At 68.4% G+C, this 19,708-nt stretch carries 16 protein-coding genes; 10 read left to right on the top strand and 6 right to left on the bottom strand.

Annotated elements, in window-relative coordinates; translation table 11 throughout:
* Positions 1–336 precede the first annotated feature (336 nt).
* Together ABZT06_RS44535 and ABZT06_RS44530 are read right to left on the bottom strand one after the other, a co-directional pair.
* Positions 337–1,215: a GNAT family N-acetyltransferase gene (locus ABZT06_RS44535; RefSeq protein ID WP_355754244.1), complete on the bottom strand. Its 879-nt coding sequence runs from the start codon at positions 1,213–1,215 to the stop codon at positions 337–339.
* A gap of 178 nt (positions 1,216–1,393) precedes the next feature.
* A complete protein-coding gene (locus ABZT06_RS44530; RefSeq protein WP_355754242.1) occupies positions 1,394–1,825 on the bottom strand; it encodes a DUF6233 domain-containing protein in 432 nt (143 codons plus the stop codon).
* Positions 1,826–2,062: 237 nt separating this feature from the next.
* Between ABZT06_RS44530 and ABZT06_RS44525 the strand changes: the two genes are divergently transcribed.
* Together ABZT06_RS44525 and ABZT06_RS44520 are read left to right on the top strand one after the other, a co-directional pair.
* A complete protein-coding gene (locus ABZT06_RS44525) occupies positions 2,063–2,767 on the top strand; it encodes a hypothetical protein (protein WP_355754240.1) in 705 nt (234 codons plus the stop codon).
* Between the two features lie 249 nt (positions 2,768–3,016).
* A complete protein-coding gene (locus tag ABZT06_RS44520; protein WP_355754238.1) occupies positions 3,017–3,559 on the top strand; it encodes a hypothetical protein in 543 nt (180 codons plus the stop codon).
* A gap of 113 nt (positions 3,560–3,672) precedes the next feature.
* Here ABZT06_RS44520 and ABZT06_RS44515 read toward each other — a convergent pair whose 3' ends face one another.
* The gene (locus ABZT06_RS44515; protein WP_355754236.1) at positions 3,673–4,014 is read right to left on the bottom strand and encodes a GIY-YIG nuclease family protein; all 342 of its coding nucleotides are present in this window, start codon (positions 4,012–4,014) and stop codon (positions 3,673–3,675) included.
* Positions 3,980–4,327, bottom strand: a complete 348-nt coding sequence (locus ABZT06_RS44510) for a helix-turn-helix transcriptional regulator (protein WP_355754233.1) — start codon at positions 4,325–4,327, stop codon at positions 3,980–3,982. The genes ABZT06_RS44515 and ABZT06_RS44510 overlap by 35 nt, the downstream gene beginning before the upstream one ends.
* A gap of 304 nt (positions 4,328–4,631) precedes the next feature.
* Between ABZT06_RS44510 and ABZT06_RS44505 the strand changes: the two genes are divergently transcribed.
* From ABZT06_RS44505 to ABZT06_RS44470, 8 genes are all read left to right on the top strand, one after another.
* Positions 4,632–4,817, top strand: coding sequence for a hypothetical protein (locus ABZT06_RS44505; protein ID WP_355754230.1), 186 nt, complete (start codon positions 4,632–4,634; stop codon positions 4,815–4,817).
* The gene (locus tag ABZT06_RS44500) at positions 4,817–5,059 is read left to right on the top strand and encodes a hypothetical protein (protein ID WP_355754228.1); all 243 of its coding nucleotides are present in this window, start codon (positions 4,817–4,819) and stop codon (positions 5,057–5,059) included. The genes ABZT06_RS44505 and ABZT06_RS44500 overlap by 1 nt, the downstream gene beginning before the upstream one ends.
* Positions 5,060–5,139: 80 nt before the next feature.
* On the top strand, positions 5,140–5,667 hold the full coding sequence (locus tag ABZT06_RS44495; RefSeq protein WP_355754226.1) for a hypothetical protein: 528 nt from the start codon (positions 5,140–5,142) through the stop codon (positions 5,665–5,667).
* A gap of 241 nt (positions 5,668–5,908) precedes the next feature.
* Entirely contained in the window at positions 5,909–8,533 is a 2,625-nt protein-coding gene (locus ABZT06_RS44490) for a hypothetical protein (RefSeq protein ID WP_355754223.1), read from the top strand.
* A 71-nt stretch (positions 8,534–8,604) separates the two neighbouring features.
* Entirely contained in the window at positions 8,605–9,948 is a 1,344-nt protein-coding gene (locus tag ABZT06_RS44485; RefSeq protein WP_355754221.1) for a hypothetical protein, read from the top strand.
* 97 nt (positions 9,949–10,045) lie between these two features.
* On the top strand, positions 10,046–11,071 hold the full coding sequence (locus ABZT06_RS44480) for a hypothetical protein (protein ID WP_355754218.1): 1,026 nt from the start codon (positions 10,046–10,048) through the stop codon (positions 11,069–11,071).
* 310 nt (positions 11,072–11,381) lie between these two features.
* The gene (locus ABZT06_RS44475) at positions 11,382–11,585 is read left to right on the top strand and encodes a hypothetical protein (protein WP_355754214.1); all 204 of its coding nucleotides are present in this window, start codon (positions 11,382–11,384) and stop codon (positions 11,583–11,585) included.
* A gap of 102 nt (positions 11,586–11,687) precedes the next feature.
* Entirely contained in the window at positions 11,688–12,377 is a 690-nt protein-coding gene (locus tag ABZT06_RS44470; protein WP_355754211.1) for a hypothetical protein, read from the top strand.
* A 501-nt stretch (positions 12,378–12,878) separates the two neighbouring features.
* Here the strand turns inward: ABZT06_RS44470 and ABZT06_RS44465 are convergent.
* Together ABZT06_RS44465 and ABZT06_RS44460 are read right to left on the bottom strand one after the other, a co-directional pair.
* Complete coding sequence (locus ABZT06_RS44465; RefSeq protein ID WP_355754209.1) at positions 12,879–13,406, bottom strand: hypothetical protein; 528 nt, start codon at positions 13,404–13,406, stop codon at positions 12,879–12,881.
* Between the two features lie 29 nt (positions 13,407–13,435).
* Positions 13,436–19,693 carry an RHS repeat-associated core domain-containing protein gene (locus ABZT06_RS44460; RefSeq protein ID WP_355754206.1) on the bottom strand — a complete coding sequence of 2,086 codons (6,258 nt, stop codon included), beginning with the start codon at positions 19,691–19,693 and terminating at the stop codon, positions 13,436–13,438.
* Positions 19,694–19,708: the final 15 nt, after the last annotated feature.

The raw sequence follows: 19,708 nt of genomic DNA, 5'->3' as shown, positions 1-19,708 counted from the left end.
CGAACCACGCCCATCTCTCCCGCCGCCAGCCGGAGTTCATGCCCACCCACCCCGAACCAAACGATCACGTTCGGAAAGCGGATGGCGTCTGAGGCTGCCCCTCCACCGCGGACGACCTCGACACTGCTGCCGACGCGGACAACGGACACGTACAAGCCCTGTCCATAACTTGATCTCGTACCGCCACAACGGCCCGGTCGGCGGCTCCGCCACCAGCTCCGCGAGCGCGACGTAAGCCCGCCGTCCAGCGCCCCGGCGACTGCCGGCTCGGGCGTGTATCGAAAGCACGGACAGGCCGGGCGGGGTGATGCCCCGGTCCGGCCCGTCCGTTCTCTGCTAAAGGTCGAGCTGATGCTGGTGTGTCGTGTGCGTGGGTGTGTAGCCGAGATCGTCGTTGATCCGTCGCATGTGCGCGTTGCTGTCGGCGGTGTCGGTCAGGAGGCCATCGAGGTCCGGATAGTCCCTATGGGCTTGTCGGATCGACTCAGCCTTCATCCATCGGCCGAGGCCGTGACCACGGTGCTCGGGCAGCACGCCCGTGCCGTAGTGCTGGCCGTCACCTGCGCCGTTGTCGGGGATGACGAGTTCGGTGAAGGCGGCGATCGAGCCGTTGGAGGCGTCGATGGCGACGACGGTGTGCAGGTGGTCGCCGCGCTGTTCGACGGCCTTCGCCGCGGCCCGCAAGCGGTCCACGTCCCAGGCCACGGTGCCGTACTCGGCGTCGTCCATGGGCATGTCGTCCATGGCGCGGCGTGAGGCGGCGAACGTCCGGGCGAGGTCGTCGGGGACGGTTCCCTGCCATGACGTCAGCCGGTAGCCGGGGTGCGGACGCTCGACGATTCCGGCGAGGACGGTGGTGTCCACGTCGGCCATCGCCAGGCGGGTGTACCTGAAGGTGAGGACCTTCCGGAAGCCGCGTGCCGCCAGGAAGTGGTCGCCGGGCGATCCGGCTTCGGCCTGCGCGACGACGCGGCGTCGGGCGTTGTCCCGGGCGGCGGCCACGGCGGCGTTGAGGAGCCGGGAGCCGACGCCCTTGCGGCGCTCCGCGGGATGAACGCGGAGGTCGATCTCGGCGAGGTGCTCTTGTCCGCCGTCGAGCAGGCGCAAGAAGGCGGTCCCGGCAGGGATGGAGTCCGCGTCCGAGGCCAGCCAGGCGAGACGCCGGCCGTGCGGCCCGTGAGCGGGGTCGGTCAGTGGGGTGATGCGAAGGGACAAGGTGTCTCCGTCGAGAGGAGGTGGCAAGGATCAGTACGCGAGCTCAACTCCTGGGCACTCGTGCGCATGTGCTCCACACCTCCTGGTCGACAGCGCCGGCCTGCACCGATGCGGGCGGCTGGGCGAACCTAGCTGGCCGCCGGACCCCTGGGCAACGGATTAACGAAAAGGCGGTGGCCTAGTCCAGAATCCCCAGCTCGGTGTCCGGACGGCAGAACGCGCACGCCTCCAGCTGCGCATCCGTCAACGCCAACCGAGCCTCGTGCCCGGTCACCGGATGCGTCATGTTGCCGGTCATCGTGCAGTCGTCCAGGTGCACCGCTGCCTCCTGCGGGCCCGTCGGAGTCCGCCGCTGCTCCACCACGAAGCCCGTCGACCTTCGCTCCGCCCGTGTCGGCGCGGGACCCAACGCCAGACGGGCGGAGGCTGGCCGGCGCTGTGGCGGGCCCGGCTCCGCGGGCTTCCGGTTCTCGGCCACCGCGAGGGCATGCCGCACGGACTCGACCTGGAGCCGCAGGTACGTGACCACGGTCTCCTCCTCGGCGAGCTGCTGTTCGAGGTACCCGAGGATCGCCCGAAGGCGAGGAGGGTCCGGCGGCAACTCGTTCATGCGTTCGATTCAAGCACTCCCTGTCCCGTCTTAATTGATCTGGTTCCGAGTTGGACCCCTGACATGCGGCGACCAGTTCGGTTGAGACGTGGGGGTGCCGCGAATCTCAGCTGATGTGGTCCTGGCCGGGGGATGCCGGATGCCGTCTCAGTTGATCTGGTCCAGCTCCACGGTTTCGAATAACCGTGTTCCGCCCCTGCAGTGCGAGCGTGGAACGGCCGTGGAGATGATGACCTGATGCAGCACATCCTCAACACACCGGGAGGGCTGACGGAAAGGGGCCGGCGCTTCCTCGCCGCACGGGCCCGCACCGTTCCTTTCCCTGTGCAGGACAACCCGGACGACACCGAGGTCATCGCGCGGCTCGCGCCGTTTCCCGAGGTGGACACCACGATGGCGCTCGCCGGGCTCCGGCGGGCCCAGGAGCGCTACGGCGGGCTCGTCTATCGCACCTCGGCCTGGTCGTTCCAGGAGGAGATTCGTTTCGAGCCGTGGCCGTACTACCAGGAAAGCGTGGGCCACGGGCCGCTGGGGGAGTTCATCGACCACGAGGTGGCGCACCCCTACTCCGTGACCCTGCGGAGCGACAGCGCGGTCGTGTACCGCTTCGCCGCAGACGTGGCGGTGTTCGCGGACGCCGACGCCCTGATCGAGGCGGACGCGCTGTACTGGGAGTGCGAGAGTTGGATCCCAGTGGTGGAGCCGAACGTAGGGCAGTCCGCTGCAGGGGTCAGGGAAGCGGCTTCACGGCTGTCTCTGATCCGGGAAGGTTCCGGGAACACGGAGTGGTGGTGGGAGTCCGACGGGTTTCGAGTACACCTGTGGCGGACGTTCGCTGAACTGTTTCAGCAGGAGAGGCAGGCCAAGTGGGGGCTGTGGGCCAGGGACGAGGCAGGTCTGCGGGCAGCCCATCGGTTCCTCGCAGGAAACGACCTTCGGTGACTTCTGACGGTCCCCATGGCAGTTCGTCTCAGACGATCTTGCAGACCAGATCGTCTGAGATGACGAGCGAATTGGACCCGATCAACTGAGACAAGGACTAGATCGGCAGAGACGGGACACTCCCGCCCGCGACCCGTCGACGTGGCGCCGCCTGTCCTGTGTCATCGAAGCTTGAGCTCGTGCCAACGAACCTTGAAGTGACACCGCCCCAGGCTTCCGCTGAAAGCTAGGTACTGTCAGGATCTCGGCATGGTTGACAGATCGTCGCCCGTGTATCAGGAGCGCTACGGCTGGGATCGCCGGACTACTGGAATCGTGGGGGCCTCCGTCCTCTTCACTGCGGTGCTGCTGCTTCCGGACGTGCCGTTGCTCGGCCGGATACTGGGCTTGCCGCTTTTTGGCGTGGGCGGGCTGTTCATGGCGTATACGTCCATGAGTCGCAAGGTCGCGTTCAGGGTGGACGAGACGGGAGTGCTCCTCGGTGGGAACCCCGCTAGATACAAGTCCACGACTACCCATGTGCCCTGGGACGACATCACAGGCTTCGTGCTCTGGCGCCAGACCGTGGGCAGCACGTCTGTTCCCTATGTTGGGGTGACGCGGCGGGAGGGTGCGCCCCCTCTGCCTGGGGATGGCCCCAAGGCTCGTGCAGTCCTGAGCCATCTCGTTCCCGTGTCCGCCGACGTGGCACTGTCGTCCAGGGCAGTGAACGGGTGGCGCCTCGACAGGGACCGGCTGGTCGCCGCCGCCACGTACTTCGCACCCGGCATCCTGGTAAGAGACCACCCCTGATCGAATCCCGCTCGACGAGTACGCGCCTACGCGCCACCGGTCAAGGTTCGTTGGCACGAGCTCAAGCTTCGATGGCACAGGACAGCCGCGCATGGTCGTCCGAGGCTGCTGGGTCAGCTCGCCTCGCGCTGTCGGTGCTGGTTGGGCCCATGCTTCGGCGTGCTGTGGACGTTGTACTTGGCGAGACCGGTCGAGAGGAGTTCTCGCTCGACTCTCCGGGCCTCGGCGCGTGAACCGTGCCAGGCCCATTCATATGAGGCGACCTCCGGCCACCAATACCGATGCCGATGTTCGTCGGCCCAACGGTGGATCGGGTCCTTGCTCATGCCCACATAGAGCAGGTCCCCGTCCTTGTCGTACAGGCGGTAGACCGCTACATCGTCGGGTCCTGATGGGTGGACGATCACACCCCGGGCTGCGTCAGTCGCCGGAGTGGTCGTCGCGGTTGCCTGCATCGGCATCATCCTTCGTCTTTCGCGGCCGGGTTTTGCCGGACCCGGAGTAGCCGCGCTCGATGTCCTGAATGGTTGACGGGGAGACGCCGATCTTCGCTGCGAGTTTCCTGACGGAAACCCCCTGTTGCTGCCGCTGGTCGAGGACGAAGTCCCGGCGAAGGTCGCTGAGTTCCTTGATCTTCGGGCCGTACGCCCGGAGGAGCACGCTGATCTCCCGGGCTCTGGCTGTCTCGTCCTCGATGGCCTTGAGGGCTTCCAGGGCGTCGAACACGCGCTGCGCCTCCCCTCCGCCGTCTGCCTCTTCCTCGGCCATCCGGTTCCTATCTGCCATGGCCGCTTGCCCGACTGTATGGGAGTCCCATACAGTCGGGCAAGCAACGTGATGTTGCGCCTACAAGTCGGCCCCCGGTCGGGGCCTAGGAAACGCCGACCGGGGGCCACGTCAGATGGAGCTGACGCATGCCACAGGGTACTAACGCACGCCCGGGTAGTCCCCCTGGCGGGCAGACGAGCGACGCCGGACCGCCCTACGAGTCCGTGGTCCTTCGCGGCCAGCGGGAGCCTGCCCCGGAGCAGACCCGCGGTATCCCGGCCCGCAACACCACGGGGGTCCGCCGGTGACCCGCCAGATCAGTACGAAGACGCCGAACCAGATCGCCACGGAGCCGGCCACGGCCGAGACCTGCCAGCAGGACCGGGCTGGTCGCGACCAGGCCGCGCAGGCAGCTGCCGCCTCGCAGCAGTTCAAGGCGCTCCGGGAGCGCACTCAGGGGCCTTCGCGATCAGGGCCGGTGAGCGCCTGATGGGTGAGCGCCTCGACCGTTTCCGTGAGCGGCTGACGGGCGGCCCGCGCTACCCGCCCGCCGTCGGCCCGTACGCCTCGACCTGCGACCAGGAGAAGAACGCCCGCCAGCGGGGCCGTGAGGCCGACCTTGCGGCGGATCGCCGTAGCAGGCACCGCGCCTCCGTGGCGCGCAACGGCAACCGCGGCGACGGCACGAAGTTCGCCTTCCAGAAGCAGGGCTTGTTCCGCCGCCGCCGTTGACCGCCCCCTGACCGGCCGGGTCTTCGACGCCCCCGACGAGGACCCGGCCTCCTCACGACACGACTGCGAAGGATCACACCATGAGCACACCGCCCGCCATCGGTAAGACCGCCTCGGTCAAGGTCGACGCCCAGATGTATGACGACCTGGAGACGATGCTCGCCACCGGTATGAACCTGTCGGACGCCTTGCGATCCGCGCTGCTCATCGTCGCCGGGGTCTACCGGAAGGTGTGGGACGCCGGCGCCGTGCCGATGCACACGCGTCCGACGATCGAACGGTTCTGGATCACACGATGTGACCCTGGGCAGTGGCCTGCACCCGGTACGGCGCAGACGACAGTTCCCATCGCCTACAGGATCGGTCCGACGCCGGTTCCCACCAGTGCGACGGCAAGTCCGACGCCGGATCGCACCAGTGGGGCGGCAGGTCCGACCCCGGATCCCACCCGTCCGATGCCGCGTCCGGTCGGCCGCCCCCCGTCGCACCTGGTCCTCGCAGGGGGTGTGACCGGGCCTGCCCCGCGTCCCACACCGGTAGGACCGGACGGGCCCGGCGACGGCGGCCATCCTCAGCCCGACGACACGACCCGAGGACCCCAGCCATGAGTGAGCTCGGCGACGAGGCTGCGGTCCGTACCGCGCTGCGCAAGCTCGGCGTTCGCCCCGCTGGCCATGCCGTCGAGGAGGAGGGGCCGCAGCCCGCGCCTGTCGTCGGGATCCCCCCGATGCCTGAGTACAAGCCGGACGTCGGGGGGCCCGCCACGCGGCGGGCGCCGCGCAGGGCGTCATCGCGCTCACGGCCGCTCTCGCCCCGGCCGCTGGGATCGTCGCCGCGTTTCCGGCGGTGATGGCCGGGGCCCAGGTCGCTCTCGGCACCCTCAAGCTCGCCGTCCTCGGAGTCGGCGACGCCCTGTCGGCGGCGTTCTCGGGCGACGCCGCGAAGTTCGAAGAGGCGCTGCAGAAGTTGGCCCCGGCCGCACAGCAGGCCGTCACCGCGGTCAGGGATCTCGGGCCGGAGCTGCAGAAGGTCCAGCAGTCCATTCAGCAGGCGTTCTTTGCCCAGTTCGCCGACGACGTCTCCGCGGCGATCAAGAACCTGCTGCCGCTGCGGACGCAGCTCGCCGCACTGGCGACCGAGTTTGGCCAGGCCGCCGACGAGGGCCTGAAGTTCGCGGCATCGCAGCAGGCTGTCGGGCCGCTGCGCGCCATCATCCAGGGCACCACGCAGGCCGCAGCCGGGCTTCAGGCTGCCGTCGCCCCCTTGGCGAAGGGCTTCTTGGACGTAGCCGCGGCGGTCTCGCAGGCGTTCGGGTCTCAGGTCGGCGGCCTGATTGCTCAGGTCGGCGCGCAGGTCGGGACGTTCCTATCGGAGTTCGCGGCCTCGGGCCGCGCGGTTGAGGTGGTACGCGGCGCAGTCGGTGTCTTCCAGCAGCTCGGCGCCGTCGCCTCCAACGTCGGGCAGATCCTTTCCGGTGTCTTCTCTGCGGCGTCCGGCGCGGGCGGCGGGCTGCTGAACAACCTTCAGACGGTCACGGGGGCGCTCCGTGACTTCGTCCAGAGCGCGGCCGGTCAGGAGGCGGTCGGGAACGTCTTCCGCACGGTTGCGACGATCGCCGCCCAGCTCGGGCCGATCCTGTCAGCGCTCGTCACACAGATCGGGCAGATCGCTCCCGCGCTCGCGCCGGTCTTCTCGACCCTGGGCCCGGCGATCACCGGGGTCATCAACGCGCTCGGGCCCGCCCTGGCGGCGATCGCGCCGAGCCTCCAGACTGCCGCGTCCGCGCTCGCTGACGGGCTCGCCGCCATCGGCCCGAGCCTCGGGCCCGTCGGCGCGGCAGTCGGCTCGGTCCTGTCCGCGCTGGCCCCGCTTCTGCCGCTGGCCGGTCAACTCGTCGCGGTCCTGGCGCAGGCGCTCGCGCCGGTTCTGCAGAGCCTGGCGACGCTGTTCACGCCGATCATTCAGGCGCTGGTCGGCGCGCTCATGCCAGTGCTGCCGCAGATCTCGCAGGCGTTCACGACGCTGGTCGCGGCGATGGCGCCGCTGGCAGCCGGGGTCGGGCAGGCGGTCGCGCAGCTCATTCAGGGACTGGCGCCGGTGCTGTCGACGCTGGCCGGCGTGCTCGTGCAGGTGGCGACCGCCCTGGTGCCCGTCTACACAGCGTTCGCTGACGCTCTGCTGCCGGTGCTGCCGCCGATCGTCGACGCGATCAACGCGATCTTGCAGGCGCTGATCCCGCTTCTGCCTCCGATCGCCGGGCTCGTCGCTGCCCTCGCGCCGCTCGTCGTCCTGATCGTCCAGCTCCTCGCGCCTGTGCTCCAGGTCGCCGCGGCGTTCGCGTCGTGGGAGGCGATCAACATCGTCGTCCCGATCATTCAGGGCGTCGTCGGCGTACTGACCGGGCTCGTGTCGGGGCTGACGTCGGCGGTCACGTTCATCACCCAACTGCCCGGCATGATCGTCTCCGGGCTGTCGGCGCTCGGCTCGACGATCGCGACGTTCTTCACCGGCCTCGTCACGACCATCGGTACGTGGCTGACGACTGCCTTCACCACCCTCGTCGGCTTCTTCACCCAACTGCCTGGCATGATCATGTCCGGGCTGGCGGCGCTGCCGGGCCTGCTCGTCGATCTGTTCGTTCAGGCGGTCGCGGCCGTCGGCATTGCGATCCTCACCGCGATCGCGGCCGTCGTGTTCATCTTCACCGCACTGCCGGGCCGGATCGACAGCGCCCTGTCGTCGCTCGGCTCGCTGCTGCTGTCGGTCTTCACCTCGGCGTTCAACTCGGCGCGCTCGGCGATCTCGTCGTTCCTGTCGTCGGCGGCGTCGTTCTTCTCGTCGCTGCCGGGCCGGATCGCCTCGGCCGCCGCCGCGCTGCCCGGCCGGCTGTCCGCGTTGTTCCGGTCGGCGGGGTCGAGCGCCCTGTCCGCCGCGCGGTCCTTCGGCTCGTCGGTCGTCTCGTTCTTCTCCGGGCTGCCAGGCCGGATCGTGTCGACCATGAGCGCCCTGGGCTCCCGTATCGCGGGCGTGTTCAGCAGCGCCGCGGGCGCAGCGCGAGGCGCTGTCTCGTCGCTGATCTCCGGGATCGTGTCCCTGTTCTCGGGCCTTCCTGGCCGCATCGTCGGCGCGCTCGGCAACATCGGCTCGCGGATCATGGCGAGCATCAAGAGCGGCCTCCCGTCGGCGGTCAGGAAGTATCTGCCCTTCGCGAATGGCGGCCTGGTCTTCGGCCCCACTCACGCGCTGATCGGTGAAGCCGGGCCCGAGGTCGTCATCCCGCTGACGAAGCCGCGGCGGGCCGCGCAACTCGTCGAGGAGTCCGGACTGATGGGCATCATCGGTGCGAACAGCGCCGACAACAGCAGCGGCGGCGTCACGATCGCCCCGTCGTTCACCATCAACGAAGTCGGCGACGGCGACGCGACCGCGAAGCGCGTCATGCACCGCATGGCCATGGCGTACAGCCTGGGGTGATCCGAGGCCGGCCGTAAGCTGGTGCCGCCGCTGGTTGTGGGCCGGGCGCACTCCGTCATGGGGGTCCGCGCGTGCTCACCGACTACCTCACGGTCGGCGGTATCGAGGTCATCAACACGGCCCGCCTGCGGGCGTACCTCGCGACGGTCGGCTCACCGCTGACCTCGGGCGCCGACGACGTCTGCGGCTGCGCGACGATCACCAACGACACGTTCGACCACACCCCTTACACGACCCCGGACGACCCCGACAGTCCCGCACCTTGGTACGACGCCGACGTGCCCGAGAGCGCGCAGTTCGCCGGGTTCCTGCCGCTCGACTTCGACGGCGTCGACGACTACCCGGTACGCCGCTCGGTGACGAACGCGGTCATCGGCGGCGGCGCGCTCGGACCGGCGCGCGTGCAGCCGCGCACCATCACCGTCACCGGCATCCTGTTGGGTGCGACGTGCTGTGCCGTCGAGTACGGGCTTCACTGGCTCGCCGAGGCGCTCCAGGGCTGCACCGGCTCCGCGTGCGGCGGCGACTGCGTCCAGATGCTCAAGTGCTGCCCTGGCGGCGAGCAGACCCCCGCTGAGTTCCTCGCCCGCTACCGGCGCACCTTCCGCCGCGTTGCGCTCGTGCAGGGTCCGACCGTGACGGCGCGGCACGGCGACGGCTCGTGCACGGCCGGGCAGTGCTCGTCTGGCGCGGACGTCCTCAGCGTCGAGTTCGTGCTCACCGCCGCCACACCGTGGGGGTGGACCGACGAGACGCCGGTCCTGAGCGTGAGCGTCCCGACCGACGACGACAGCGACTGCATTCAGTGGTGCATCCACCGCAGCTCGCTGCCCGACTGGGTGCCGCAGTGCCTTCCGGGCGGATGCCGGCTGGCCGAGTGCCCCGACGCGGGCGCCGAGTGCGGTGACCCGTTCTGCGCGGCACCCGCTCCGCCGCAGCCGTCGACACCGTCCTCGTGCTTCTGCCAGGCGCTCGCGACGAACCGAGACTGCTACGACCTCGACCTGACCGACCGCCCCGCCTGGTCGTCTGACGTGCCGGTCATCACCGTGTACGCGGGCAGCGAGGATCTTCGCCGGCTCACGGTCAGCTTCTACGAGCGCAGCGACGCCGACGAGGGCTTGTCGCCCGGGGAGGTTGCCGACAAGAGGCGGTGCGATCCCCTCGCCGTCTTCGAGGTCGGGTTTGTGCCTAAAAGCGGGACGTTGACGCTCGACGGGCAGATCGGCCGGGCCACCGTCGAGTGCGGCGGCACCTGCGAGACGTCGACGAGCGTGTGGGGCCGGGACGGGGCGCCGCCGACCTGGCCCGGGATCGACTGCGGCACGCTCGTCGTGTGCCTTGAGAGCGACGAGATCGTGCCGCCTGCGGACGACGCGAGCGTGACGGTCGCCCTCACCGGCCGGGGCTACTGACCGGCGGCTGGAGCGGGGTAGCCCCCCGGCTGGCTGGATACTCTGACAAGACGCCGACTGGTTTTGGGCCGGGCCTCCTTCTCCCGCGGGTGGCCTGATGTCTTCAGCAGGATGCGGCGTACACAGCGCGTTCATCGTCGACCGGGACGGCGCGGTCGTCTCCAACGCCGACGAGCTGATCTCCGTCGAGTGGAACCGGGTCCTCGACGACGTCTCGACCGCTCACGTGATCATCAACCCCGACGGTGACTGCTGCGCGCAGCTCGGCCGCGTCCGCACCTGGCGGCACAAGCTCGTCGTCGCTCGGGACGGTGTGGTCGTGTGGGAGGGGCCGATCATCCAAGCCGAGTGGTCGTACGGCAAGGTCGAGTTGTGGGCGAGCGACATACTCGTCTGGCTCGACCGGCGCGTGCCGCACTCGAACGCGACGTTCACCGGCGCCGACCTGACCGACATCGGCGCGTGGCTGATCGAGGACGGATTTGCTCCCGATGATCCCGGCCACACGGTGGAGATCCTCGGACCCGCGAACGTCGAGGGCGGTCGCGAGTACGTCGTCGACGACGGGCAGACCGGCGACCACCTGCGGGACCTCGCGGACACCGGTCTCGACTACACGGCGATCGGGTCGACGATCGTGCTGATGCCCGAGACGTGGAGCGCGAGTGTCGGCCTGTTGACCGACGTTGACCTTCCCGAGGGGCTGATCGTCGCTGAGGACGGGTCGCAGCTCGCGACGCGATTCGTCGTCCACGGCGACCAGAACAGCGGCGTGAAGGGCGTTTCAGGCGGCACGGACGCCTACTACGGACTCCTCGAACGCAGCGTCGACGAGTCGTCAGTGAAGACGGACGCCTCGGCCCGTGCGGCTGCCCGCTCGCGGCGGGCGGCGAACTACCCGGTGCCGGTGTTCCTGGCGTCCGACGAGGTGACCTTGTCCCCGGAGGCCGCCGTCGACGTCGCGAAGCTCGTGCCGGGCTGGTGCGTCGACGTCGCGTCGCAGGCGACCTGCCGGCCACTGACGCAGCGCCTGAAGATCGCGGGGGTCAAGGTCGAGGAAGACGGCGACGGCGAGAGCGTTCAGGTCACGCTCGCACCCCTCAGCAGCGAACTGGAGGACTGACGGCATGGCATCGCGAGGGTCCGCGTCCAGGCGCCTGCCAGGTAACCCAATGGGCGGAGTCCTGCGCGAGGTCGGACGCGCGGCGCGTACGGCGTCGCGGACGCCTGGCCCGCGCGGCGAGCAGGGGCCCCCTGGAGAGCGTGGCGATCGTGGTCAGCAGGGCCCGCCAGGTCCGCCTGGCGAACGCGGGTTGCGTGGTGAGCAGGGGCCGCCCGGACCGCCCGGCGTGCCGCCGGTCGCGGCGGTCGTGGTGACATCCGCCCACGGCCGCGCAACGTGGACGTACCCGCGGCCGTTCACGCAGCCTCCCGTGATCAGTGCCCTCGCCGTCGACCCGTCGCCGAGCGACGACCGCACGGTGACGGTGACGCTGGAGTCGGTCACCGCCCAGGAAGCCACCGTGCGGGTGTGGCAGACACAGCCGCTTCTCGGGTTGGGCCTCCTGCCACTGGCCCCCGCCGCGGCGGGGGTGCACGTTCACATGACGGCGAGCGGGCAACCTGCCGACATCTGACCGCGCGTACCCTGTCGGTGCGCCGACTGGTTAAGGGCCGGGCGAGGTTCGGACACAGGGGTGATCCCCATAGCCAGGGCGTGCGTTTGTGACGACTACTTCATGTTGGGCAGCGACGGTGAACTGTGCCTGAAACCAGGCTCAATGGGCCTGCGGCAGGTCATCTCGTATGGCGACGTAGGAACGGTCACCTTCCGCAAGGCGTCGTATCCGTGGCTCAGCCGGGTCCGCGTCCGAGTCCAAGGCGCGGGCGGTGGATCGGCGGGCGCGAACGCTGACAACAACGAGGCCATCGCCCGGCCGGGCGGGGCCGGCGGCGCGTACGGCGAGGGCCTGATCCAGGTATCGGCCCTGTCCGCGACCGAGACAATCATCGTCGGCGAGGGCGGTTCGGCGGGCGGCGCAGGCTCCGATGGTGGCGACGGCGGCTCGTCGCAGTTCGGCGGCCACCTCTTCTCCCCGGGCGGGGCCGGCGGCACCTCGAACATGCCGAGCGGGGCAACGGCGAGTACCTCGCAGGGCATCAGCGGCCCCGTTTCGGGCACGGGCGGTGACTCCCGGCAAGGCGGTGGCGCCTCGGGCTCGGCGCTCCGCCTGAACGGCAACTTCGCCATGGCCGGACACGGCGGCAACTCGTTCCTGGGGACGGGCGGCCTAGGCCGCACCACCCAGGGGAACGGCCTTGGGCCGCGTGGCCGGGGCGCTGGCGCGGGCGGCGGCCTGTCATTCGGCGGCGATGTCGACGGCGGCAGGGGCGGTGACGGCGTCGTAATCGTCGAACTGTACGGGTGAGGCGACACCGCCCGGCATACCCCTGTGCGCCCAACAGGCGCTAACTGGCCCTAACAAAGCCTCTGGACGTGGCGGTGAGTGATCAGGCAGACGGCCAGTCCGAGGAAGGCTTCATGGATGTCGGCGTTACACAGAGGAGCCCGGCGGGCCAGAGGAAGGGGATGAGCTGCGTACCGACGCCTCCAGCGTCGCCAGCCACCTGGCCGAGCACGACCAGCGCCATGGCACGAGCCGCAGCGACGATATACCGCCGCCGCTGCGGGAGGGCTGCGCAGAGGCACAGCGCGACACCGTGCGGGAATACGCCCGCCGGGAGTGGCGGGCCCGCGAAGTCGCCAAGCGGCTATGAGGTGGAGAGCGGCTACGCTCGTCCTCTTCGTCGTCGGGGTGTTCGAGCTCCTTGGACGCACGGGAGCCTTGCACCACATTGGTGCAAGGCTCCCCGGCTCGTGGGCCGGCGTTCGCCTTGGGGCATCTACGGCCCGAGGCGAACGGTTTTGCTCAGGCTCCCCGCGACAGATTGCTTTGGATGCTGGAGGTCAATGAAACGATCTTCTTCATTCGGGGCAGACGTCCCGGGAAGAGCAGCGGATGTCGTGGTGCGGTCTCGAGGACGATCGATTCGCGGGCGATGCTGACAGTGATGCGCGCGAACCATCGGACGCTTGCACCCATGTCGATTTCCCAGGAGTCCAAGCCGTAGGGCGTCAGCCCTCTTACGCCGGCCATGGACCGGATGGATTCCAAGGCGTCATCACCGTGTTCGGTGGCCTTGAGGGTGTTGAACGTGACGCGGTGGACAGACCGCAGTGAGGCTGCTGTGACAGGCGGCGTCCGGTGTATTCGTACGAAGTGCGCTCCGGTGATCACTGCTGAGATCGCGGCGGCCATGATCGGAGCCCTCTCCAGAGCGCGCGCTCCAGCCTGGGGAACGGGGTAGAAGGACACCCCTTCCAGGAACAGAAGGACAGTCAGGCACAAGGAGATGAACGCGAACTGCGCGGCCAGCATGGCGATCCCGAACGTCACCAAGCTCCTTACTCCTTCGAATTCCCTGTTCACCAGCAATTTCTTCCTTTCACATGTTCGGGATACAGAGGGACGAACATGAGCCCGCCCGCTGTCCACGTGGGGAACGTGGTTTTCATCGCGAAACATTGGTGGTGGTTGTGGGCGCTGTCCACCTCATCGATGATTTCACTCGCCAACACGGCGAGGTAGGTTCCAGCAACGACCGCACAGTACGGACCCATACCTGAGTCCGCACACAGAGCCACCGCCATCAGGGAGCCGACAGCCGCGGCGACGGTTGCGTAAGTCCAGCCGTGGTCCGCCATCCAGATGTACAGATGTTCGGTTCCCCAGCGGCTCAGGTAGAAGGTGCAGGTGGTGTAACCGCATGTGGAGTGGCCGTGCGGGAAGGTGAAGCGTCCGGAGATGTCGCTGTTGTTGACGGGGTTCTGGTCGGCGTAGTCGTAGGCGTTGGCGCTGCCTCCGGGAACGGGGTCGCGTTGGTCGAAGCGGCCCAGGTAGGGGTTGTAGCCTCGTACGTCCATGAGGATCTGCCCGGCTTGGCCCGCATTCTCACGCTGAGCGCCCGCCGCCCACCCGTATGAGGCCGCCGTGCCTGTCTCCACCAGCCCGAACTCGCTGTAGGTGTTGGTGGAAGTGACGGAGTTGCTTGCCAGGTCTTCCGTGGCCATGAGGTCGCCGTGCAGATCCATCAGCTGCAGGGTGACACCAGATGCGGTGACGGTGGCGGCCAGGTGGTCATCCGGCCCGAGCACGTTCCGGGTCCATGCGCCGTTGGACGCGGTGATCAGATCGGGTTTGTCGGACGGGTCGGCGTAGTCGTTGGTGAAGGTGATGCCGCTGCTTGCGGCGGCGATTGAGACGCGCGTGCCCGTGGGATCCAGGGTCCAGCTGTTGGTGCTGCCAGCCTGTGTCTGGCTGGCGAGCATACCGTTGGCGAAGTAGCCGGCGGTCAGGTTGCTAGAGCCTCCGGCGTCGACGGACGGGGTGGTGGTGATGTCACCGAGCGTGTCGTAGGTGTATCCCGTGTCGGTGATCCGGTCCGCCGCGTCGTACGCGTGGCTCTCTGCGGTGCTGGTGCTGGTCTGGCACGTACCGTCGGTCTTTGGCGCGCTCGTCGTGAGATTTGTGCGGTTGGAATCAACCTCGTAGCCGTAGGCACGGGTGGTGCACTGGCCTGACTGGGTGTCGGCTACGGTGGTCAGCCGGTCCGCCGCGTCGTAGCTGTATGTCTTGGTGGTGGACAGCTCCGATCGGTTGGCCCAGTCTCCGGCGTCGTTGGTCTGGACGGAATCCGTCAACGGACCGGACCAGTTGCTGTTGGTGTAGGTCAGCGAGGTTGCGGCGCCCGTGGCGTCGACGGTGTAGGTCGCTGTGGTACTGCCGGGGTAGGTCTCGTTGACGAGGTTGCCGTCCGGTCCGTAGCCGGCGCCGAAGGTCCCGGCTCGGCTGTCATTCTCGCTGGTGAGACTGCCGTCGTGCACGGTCCCGCCGTTGTAGGTGTATGTCGTGGTGTCACCGTTGTCGCTCCGGCTGATGACGCGTTCCGCCAGGTCGTAGGTGTAGTTGGTGACCCTTCCGGTGGCGTCTGTGTAGCTGCTGGGGTTGCCGAAGTCGTCGTAGGAGGTTTTCAGGTCCGCTGTCGCGTTCCCTGAGGCGTCCAGGTTCTGCAGATCGCTGGGCAGACCCGTCGTGGAGCTGTACAGGGTCTTGGCCGGAGCCACAGCGGATCCCATACCGGTTCCGGTCGTGGCGATGTCACTGCGCGTCGTACGCGCGGCCGCATCGTAGGCGGTGGTCGTGGTGCGGGTTGCGGTAGTGCTGTCTGCTGCGGTGTACGTCTCGGTCTTGGTCAGCGGTTGCAGATAGACGTTGTAGGTGTAGGTGGTGACTGGAAGGTTCGCGAGGCCGGATGTGTTCGGCTGGGCGGCGGGCTTGGTTTTGCAGACGAGGTCGGCCCAGACGGGCTGGTTGCCGCAGGCCCCGTCGACACTGTTGGTGCCGGCGGTGTAGTAGATGGTTTTGGTGGTGCCGGCGCCGGTCTGGGCGGTGTCACTGGGCTGGCTGCTGGCGATCTGCAGCGGCTCGCCCCCGTAGAGCGAGGAGTCCTCGTTGAAGGCGACGGTGTTGCTGATGTTCAGGTGGCCGGTGCCGGGGTCGGTGACGGTCTGCAGCGGGGTGTGCAAAGTCCACCCCTCGTTGTCGCTGCCCTTGTTGTAGACCGAGCTGGTTGTGCGGCTGTCGACGTCGTTGCTGCCGGGCACAGAGGCGCCCAGGCTGGCGCTCACGATCTCGCTGGTGACGAGCTGGTAGGGGTTGCCGTTGGCGTCCTTGTCGCTGTTCGGGGCGCCCTGGTCGTAGACGTCGTGGGTGTGGGTGCGGATGGTCTGGATGCTGCCGGCTGCCGTGGCCTGGTGGGCGGGGCCGTAACTGTCGGTCAGTTCAGTGCCATCGCTGCTGTAGAGATTCTCGGTGTCGAGCTGGGCGGCGACGGTGGCCGAGGTGCTGCCCGCCGCGAGGGCGCTAGCCCGGTTGGTGGCGCTCAGCTCGCGGACAGAGTTGCCGTTCTGGTCGTACTCGGTGGTGGTGATGTTCCAGCCGTTGTTGTAGCTGGCGGTGTTCACTTCCCGGCCCTGGGAGTCGTAGTAGAGGATCTGGGCGTAGGTCCAGTCCGTGGGCGGGTTGCTGCTGGGGGCGTGGTCGGGCGGGAAGATGGCGACGGCGGAGACGGGGTTGTCGCTCTGGCCCCAGCCGGCGGTGGTGGCGGCGTCCATGCTGGCGGGGCCGCCTGCGGCGGTGGTCAGCGGCACGCTGTAGCTAATGACGGTCTTGGCTATGCCGGTGCCGTTGGCGCTGTTGTGGGTGCGGGTGATGGAGGCGAGCTTGCCGTAGTCCGCACTGCTGTTGTCGTCGTTGTAGACGAGTACCCAGGGGGCGAGGGAACCGGCGGTGGACTGAGCGGGGCTGATGTGCAGGAGGCGCCCGTAGTCGGCGTCGGTGCTGGTCTCGTCGTAGGTGTAGGTGGCGACCAGGGCGGGGCTGATCCGCGGGTCCCATTCGGTGGCCAGGCGCCCGGAGGCGTCGTAGGTGTACTTGGCCGCCGCGGTCTTGGTCAGTGTGGTGCCGTCGGAGGTGAGGAAGTCGATCTCTGAGATGTTGCCACTGGTGCCGTCGTAGGTGAACTGCAGCCCGCGGCAGCCGGCGGCCCAGCTGCCGCTGGTGGCCGGGTACGGGCAGGCGCTGGTGGCGGGCTGGCTGCTGGCTGCGTTCGGGGCGACCATGAGCATCAGCTTGCCCTGTGTGGCTCCGCTGTTCGGGTCGTAGATGAACCCGGTGGCTTTGGCACTGCCGGGCTGGGTGACCGTCGCTGGCAGGTACAGGCCGCTGGTGCCGCCCGCCGGTACGACGAAGGTGACCACGGTGCCAGTGCTGTCGGCGAGCGTGAACCCGGTGGAGCCCTTTGTCAGGGTCAGGCCGCTGGCTGCGGCTGGCCCTTGTCCGGTGTAGGGGGTGGTGCCGTTGCTGGCGGTCCCGGCGGCGAAGGTCAACCCCGAGCCGTCGTGTCCGGTGAGCAGGGCGTAGGTGCCCTTGTCGGTGACAGAGGCCCAGGAGGCGCTGGTGCCGGCGACGGGCAGACTGGTGGTCCAGCCGGGGCCGAAACCGGTGTTGACCGCGGTGGGCTTGAGGGAGTTGAAGGTGCGGTCGACGGACAGGCCGGAGCCGTAGCTGGCGACGCTCACGTCGGTGGAGGTCACAGAAGCGTTGCCGGACTGCAGGCCGACGGTGACGGGTCCGGCTTGGGTGGTTCCGAAGTCGGTGCCGGTGCCGAGCCGGTCGAGGGTGACGCTGACCGGTGGGGAGACGACAGTGTTGCCGTTGGAGGCTCCAAATTGCGCTTCGACCTGGAGCAAACCGTCGTTGGTGACGGTCTGGGTGAGGTTCCAGACAAGGTTGGGGCTGGTGACCTCGTTGGTGCCGGAGACGGTGTTCAGCGGCCAGGCGCTGATGGCGGTCCCGTTCTGGGTGACCGCTGTGGTGGGGATGGAGGTGAAGGAGCCGCTGGCGCCGACCCGGTACTTGAAGGTGACGGTGCTCGCACCGGTGGGCGCACTGGCGGACAGGGGCAGGGTGGTGGAGGTCGCGGACTGGTCGGCCGGGCTGGTCATGCCAGCGGATCCGACTCCGAAGACGTAGTAGGTCTCCGTGCCCTGCTTGTCGGCGTTGCTGTACGCGGAGACCCACAGGGTGTGGTAGCCGGCCGGGGGGTTGATGCTGATGGTGGCCGAGGTCCCGGAGGTCCAGGTGCCGTTGCCGGAATCGATGCCCCAGCTGAAGCCCATGACGTCGCTCGCCGTGTCGCTCAGGGAGCAGGTGGTGCCGCCGGAGATCGCAGCAGTCCACACCCCGTGCGGGTAGCCGGGGCAGGACACGCTCGGCGCCGGTGGGGTGCTGGTGTCGACGGTGAACGCCTGCGCCGCACTCCAGGCCGAGTAGTCATTGCCGTCGTACGCGCGGACCTTCCAGGTGTAGGAGCCGTCCGCGAGTGCGGAGCTGGGCTTCCAGGTTGCCGCGGTGCCGGAGTTCACGAATGCGGTCGTGCCGGACGCTGTGACCGTGGAGCCGGACAGGATCTGGTAGCTGAGCTGGACGGTGTCGCTGTCGGCGTCGGTGGCCGACGCCGACAGGGTCGGCGTGCCGCTGGACGTGTACGTGGAGCCGACCACGTTGGACGGCGTCATGGACAAGTTGGTCGGGGTCACCGGGGGGTGGTTGTAGGTGATGGAGAACGACGGGTTGGTGGCGAAGCGCACCAGGTGGGTGTCGTCGGTCTCGGTAGCGTTGAACAGCCCGATGGTCCAGTTGCTGTGGCTGCCGTTCGCAAGCAGCTGCATCGAGGCCTGCACGTTGAACGCGACGGCCAGGTTCGGGGACTGGCTTGTGGTGGTGAAGCTCTTGGCGAGTACCGGGTTGGGATAGTTGGGGTTGACCGAACTGTCCTTGCACGGCTGGTTGTTCCACGTCGTCGACGTGGAGATCGAGCAGGTCGAGTACAGGTCCACCGCGGTCGTGGTCGATCCGGAGGCAGCGGCGTAGCTGACCGTGGTGTTCAGCGTGGCCGACAGGATCGTCGCCCCGAAGATGGTGGAGGGCACCCTCAGGTTGTAGTAAGTGCGCTCGATCCCGGTCGGGGAGGAAAAGCCCTGATACCCGACGGCGTTGCCGTTGCTGGGGGCGGTGTCCCAGTTGGAGGTGGTCGGATACGCCTGCTGCACCTCGTCGTAGTTGAGCGTCGAACCACTGGCCGGGTGCGGCGTGTAGGCCGGATCGATGTATACCGGGAACACCGTGGACTTCGCCGCCAGCAGGCTCTTATCGGCAACCAGGTGCAGCTTGTGGTTCTTCAGGTTCGCCCGCACCGGCGCCTGATGCGCGCGCATGCCCGGCGCGTGCACAGTGGAACGGGTGCCTGGCTGGGCCGTCAGACTCGCCGGCGTGACGTGGGCCAGCGCGTGGGTGGAGCCCGCCGAGGTGTCGGCGTGGGTCAGGAAACTGCTGTCCGAGGCCCTTGTGGTGACGTCTGCGGTGGCAGCCGAGTCCCACATCACCGGGGAGGGGGAGTTGACCAGCACATCCCCGTGGGTATCGGTGTCGGTCAGGTTGCCGCCGGCGTCCGTGGCCGCAGTGGTGCCGTTACTCGTGTTCACCGTCTGCACCAGATCGGCCAGTGCCGGATCAGCAGCGGCGGTAGCGTCCTCGATGACCAGAGTCTCCTCGACACCACCTGCGGCAGTGGCGGTGACCTGGAGATCCACGCCGGAAAGCACAGCGGGGTAGGTGAGCGTCGCACCTGAGGCAGTCGGCGTGGGCAGGACACTGGGCCAGGTCAGGGACAGCTGCTTGCCGTCCACGGTCATGATGGCCAGCGGGCCACTACCGCCCCCGGACAGCTTGAGCACGGACTCCGACAACGCCGGCGCCCAGTCCCCCGCCGAGTCCTTGACCAGCGTCGGATCCAGGACCTTCCAGGAACCGTCCTGATAGACCCATTTGGGTGCGGCGTACTTCTCGTAAGTGAAGGTGCCGTCGGAGTTGGCGAAGGTCTGCGAAGCGTCTGTGCGGTCGTCCAACACCTCCACCCGGGAATCCTGCTTCTTCGCCGCCATCATCGCCGCGTAGGCGTCCGGACGCGACGCGACGGGAGTCGCGGACGCGGCGGCGGCAAATGCCGGTGCGCTGGCCGGGGAGATGACCGTGAGCGCGGTGGAGACCAGTGCCCCAGTCACCGCGATCGCGATGCG

Source organism: Streptomyces sp. NPDC005483 (genome assembly GCF_040606035.1).
Taxonomy (GTDB): domain Bacteria; phylum Actinomycetota; class Actinomycetes; order Streptomycetales; family Streptomycetaceae; genus Streptomyces.
Note: the sequence above shows the minus strand (reverse complement) of the source record. Positions and strands in the feature narration are given on the sequence as shown.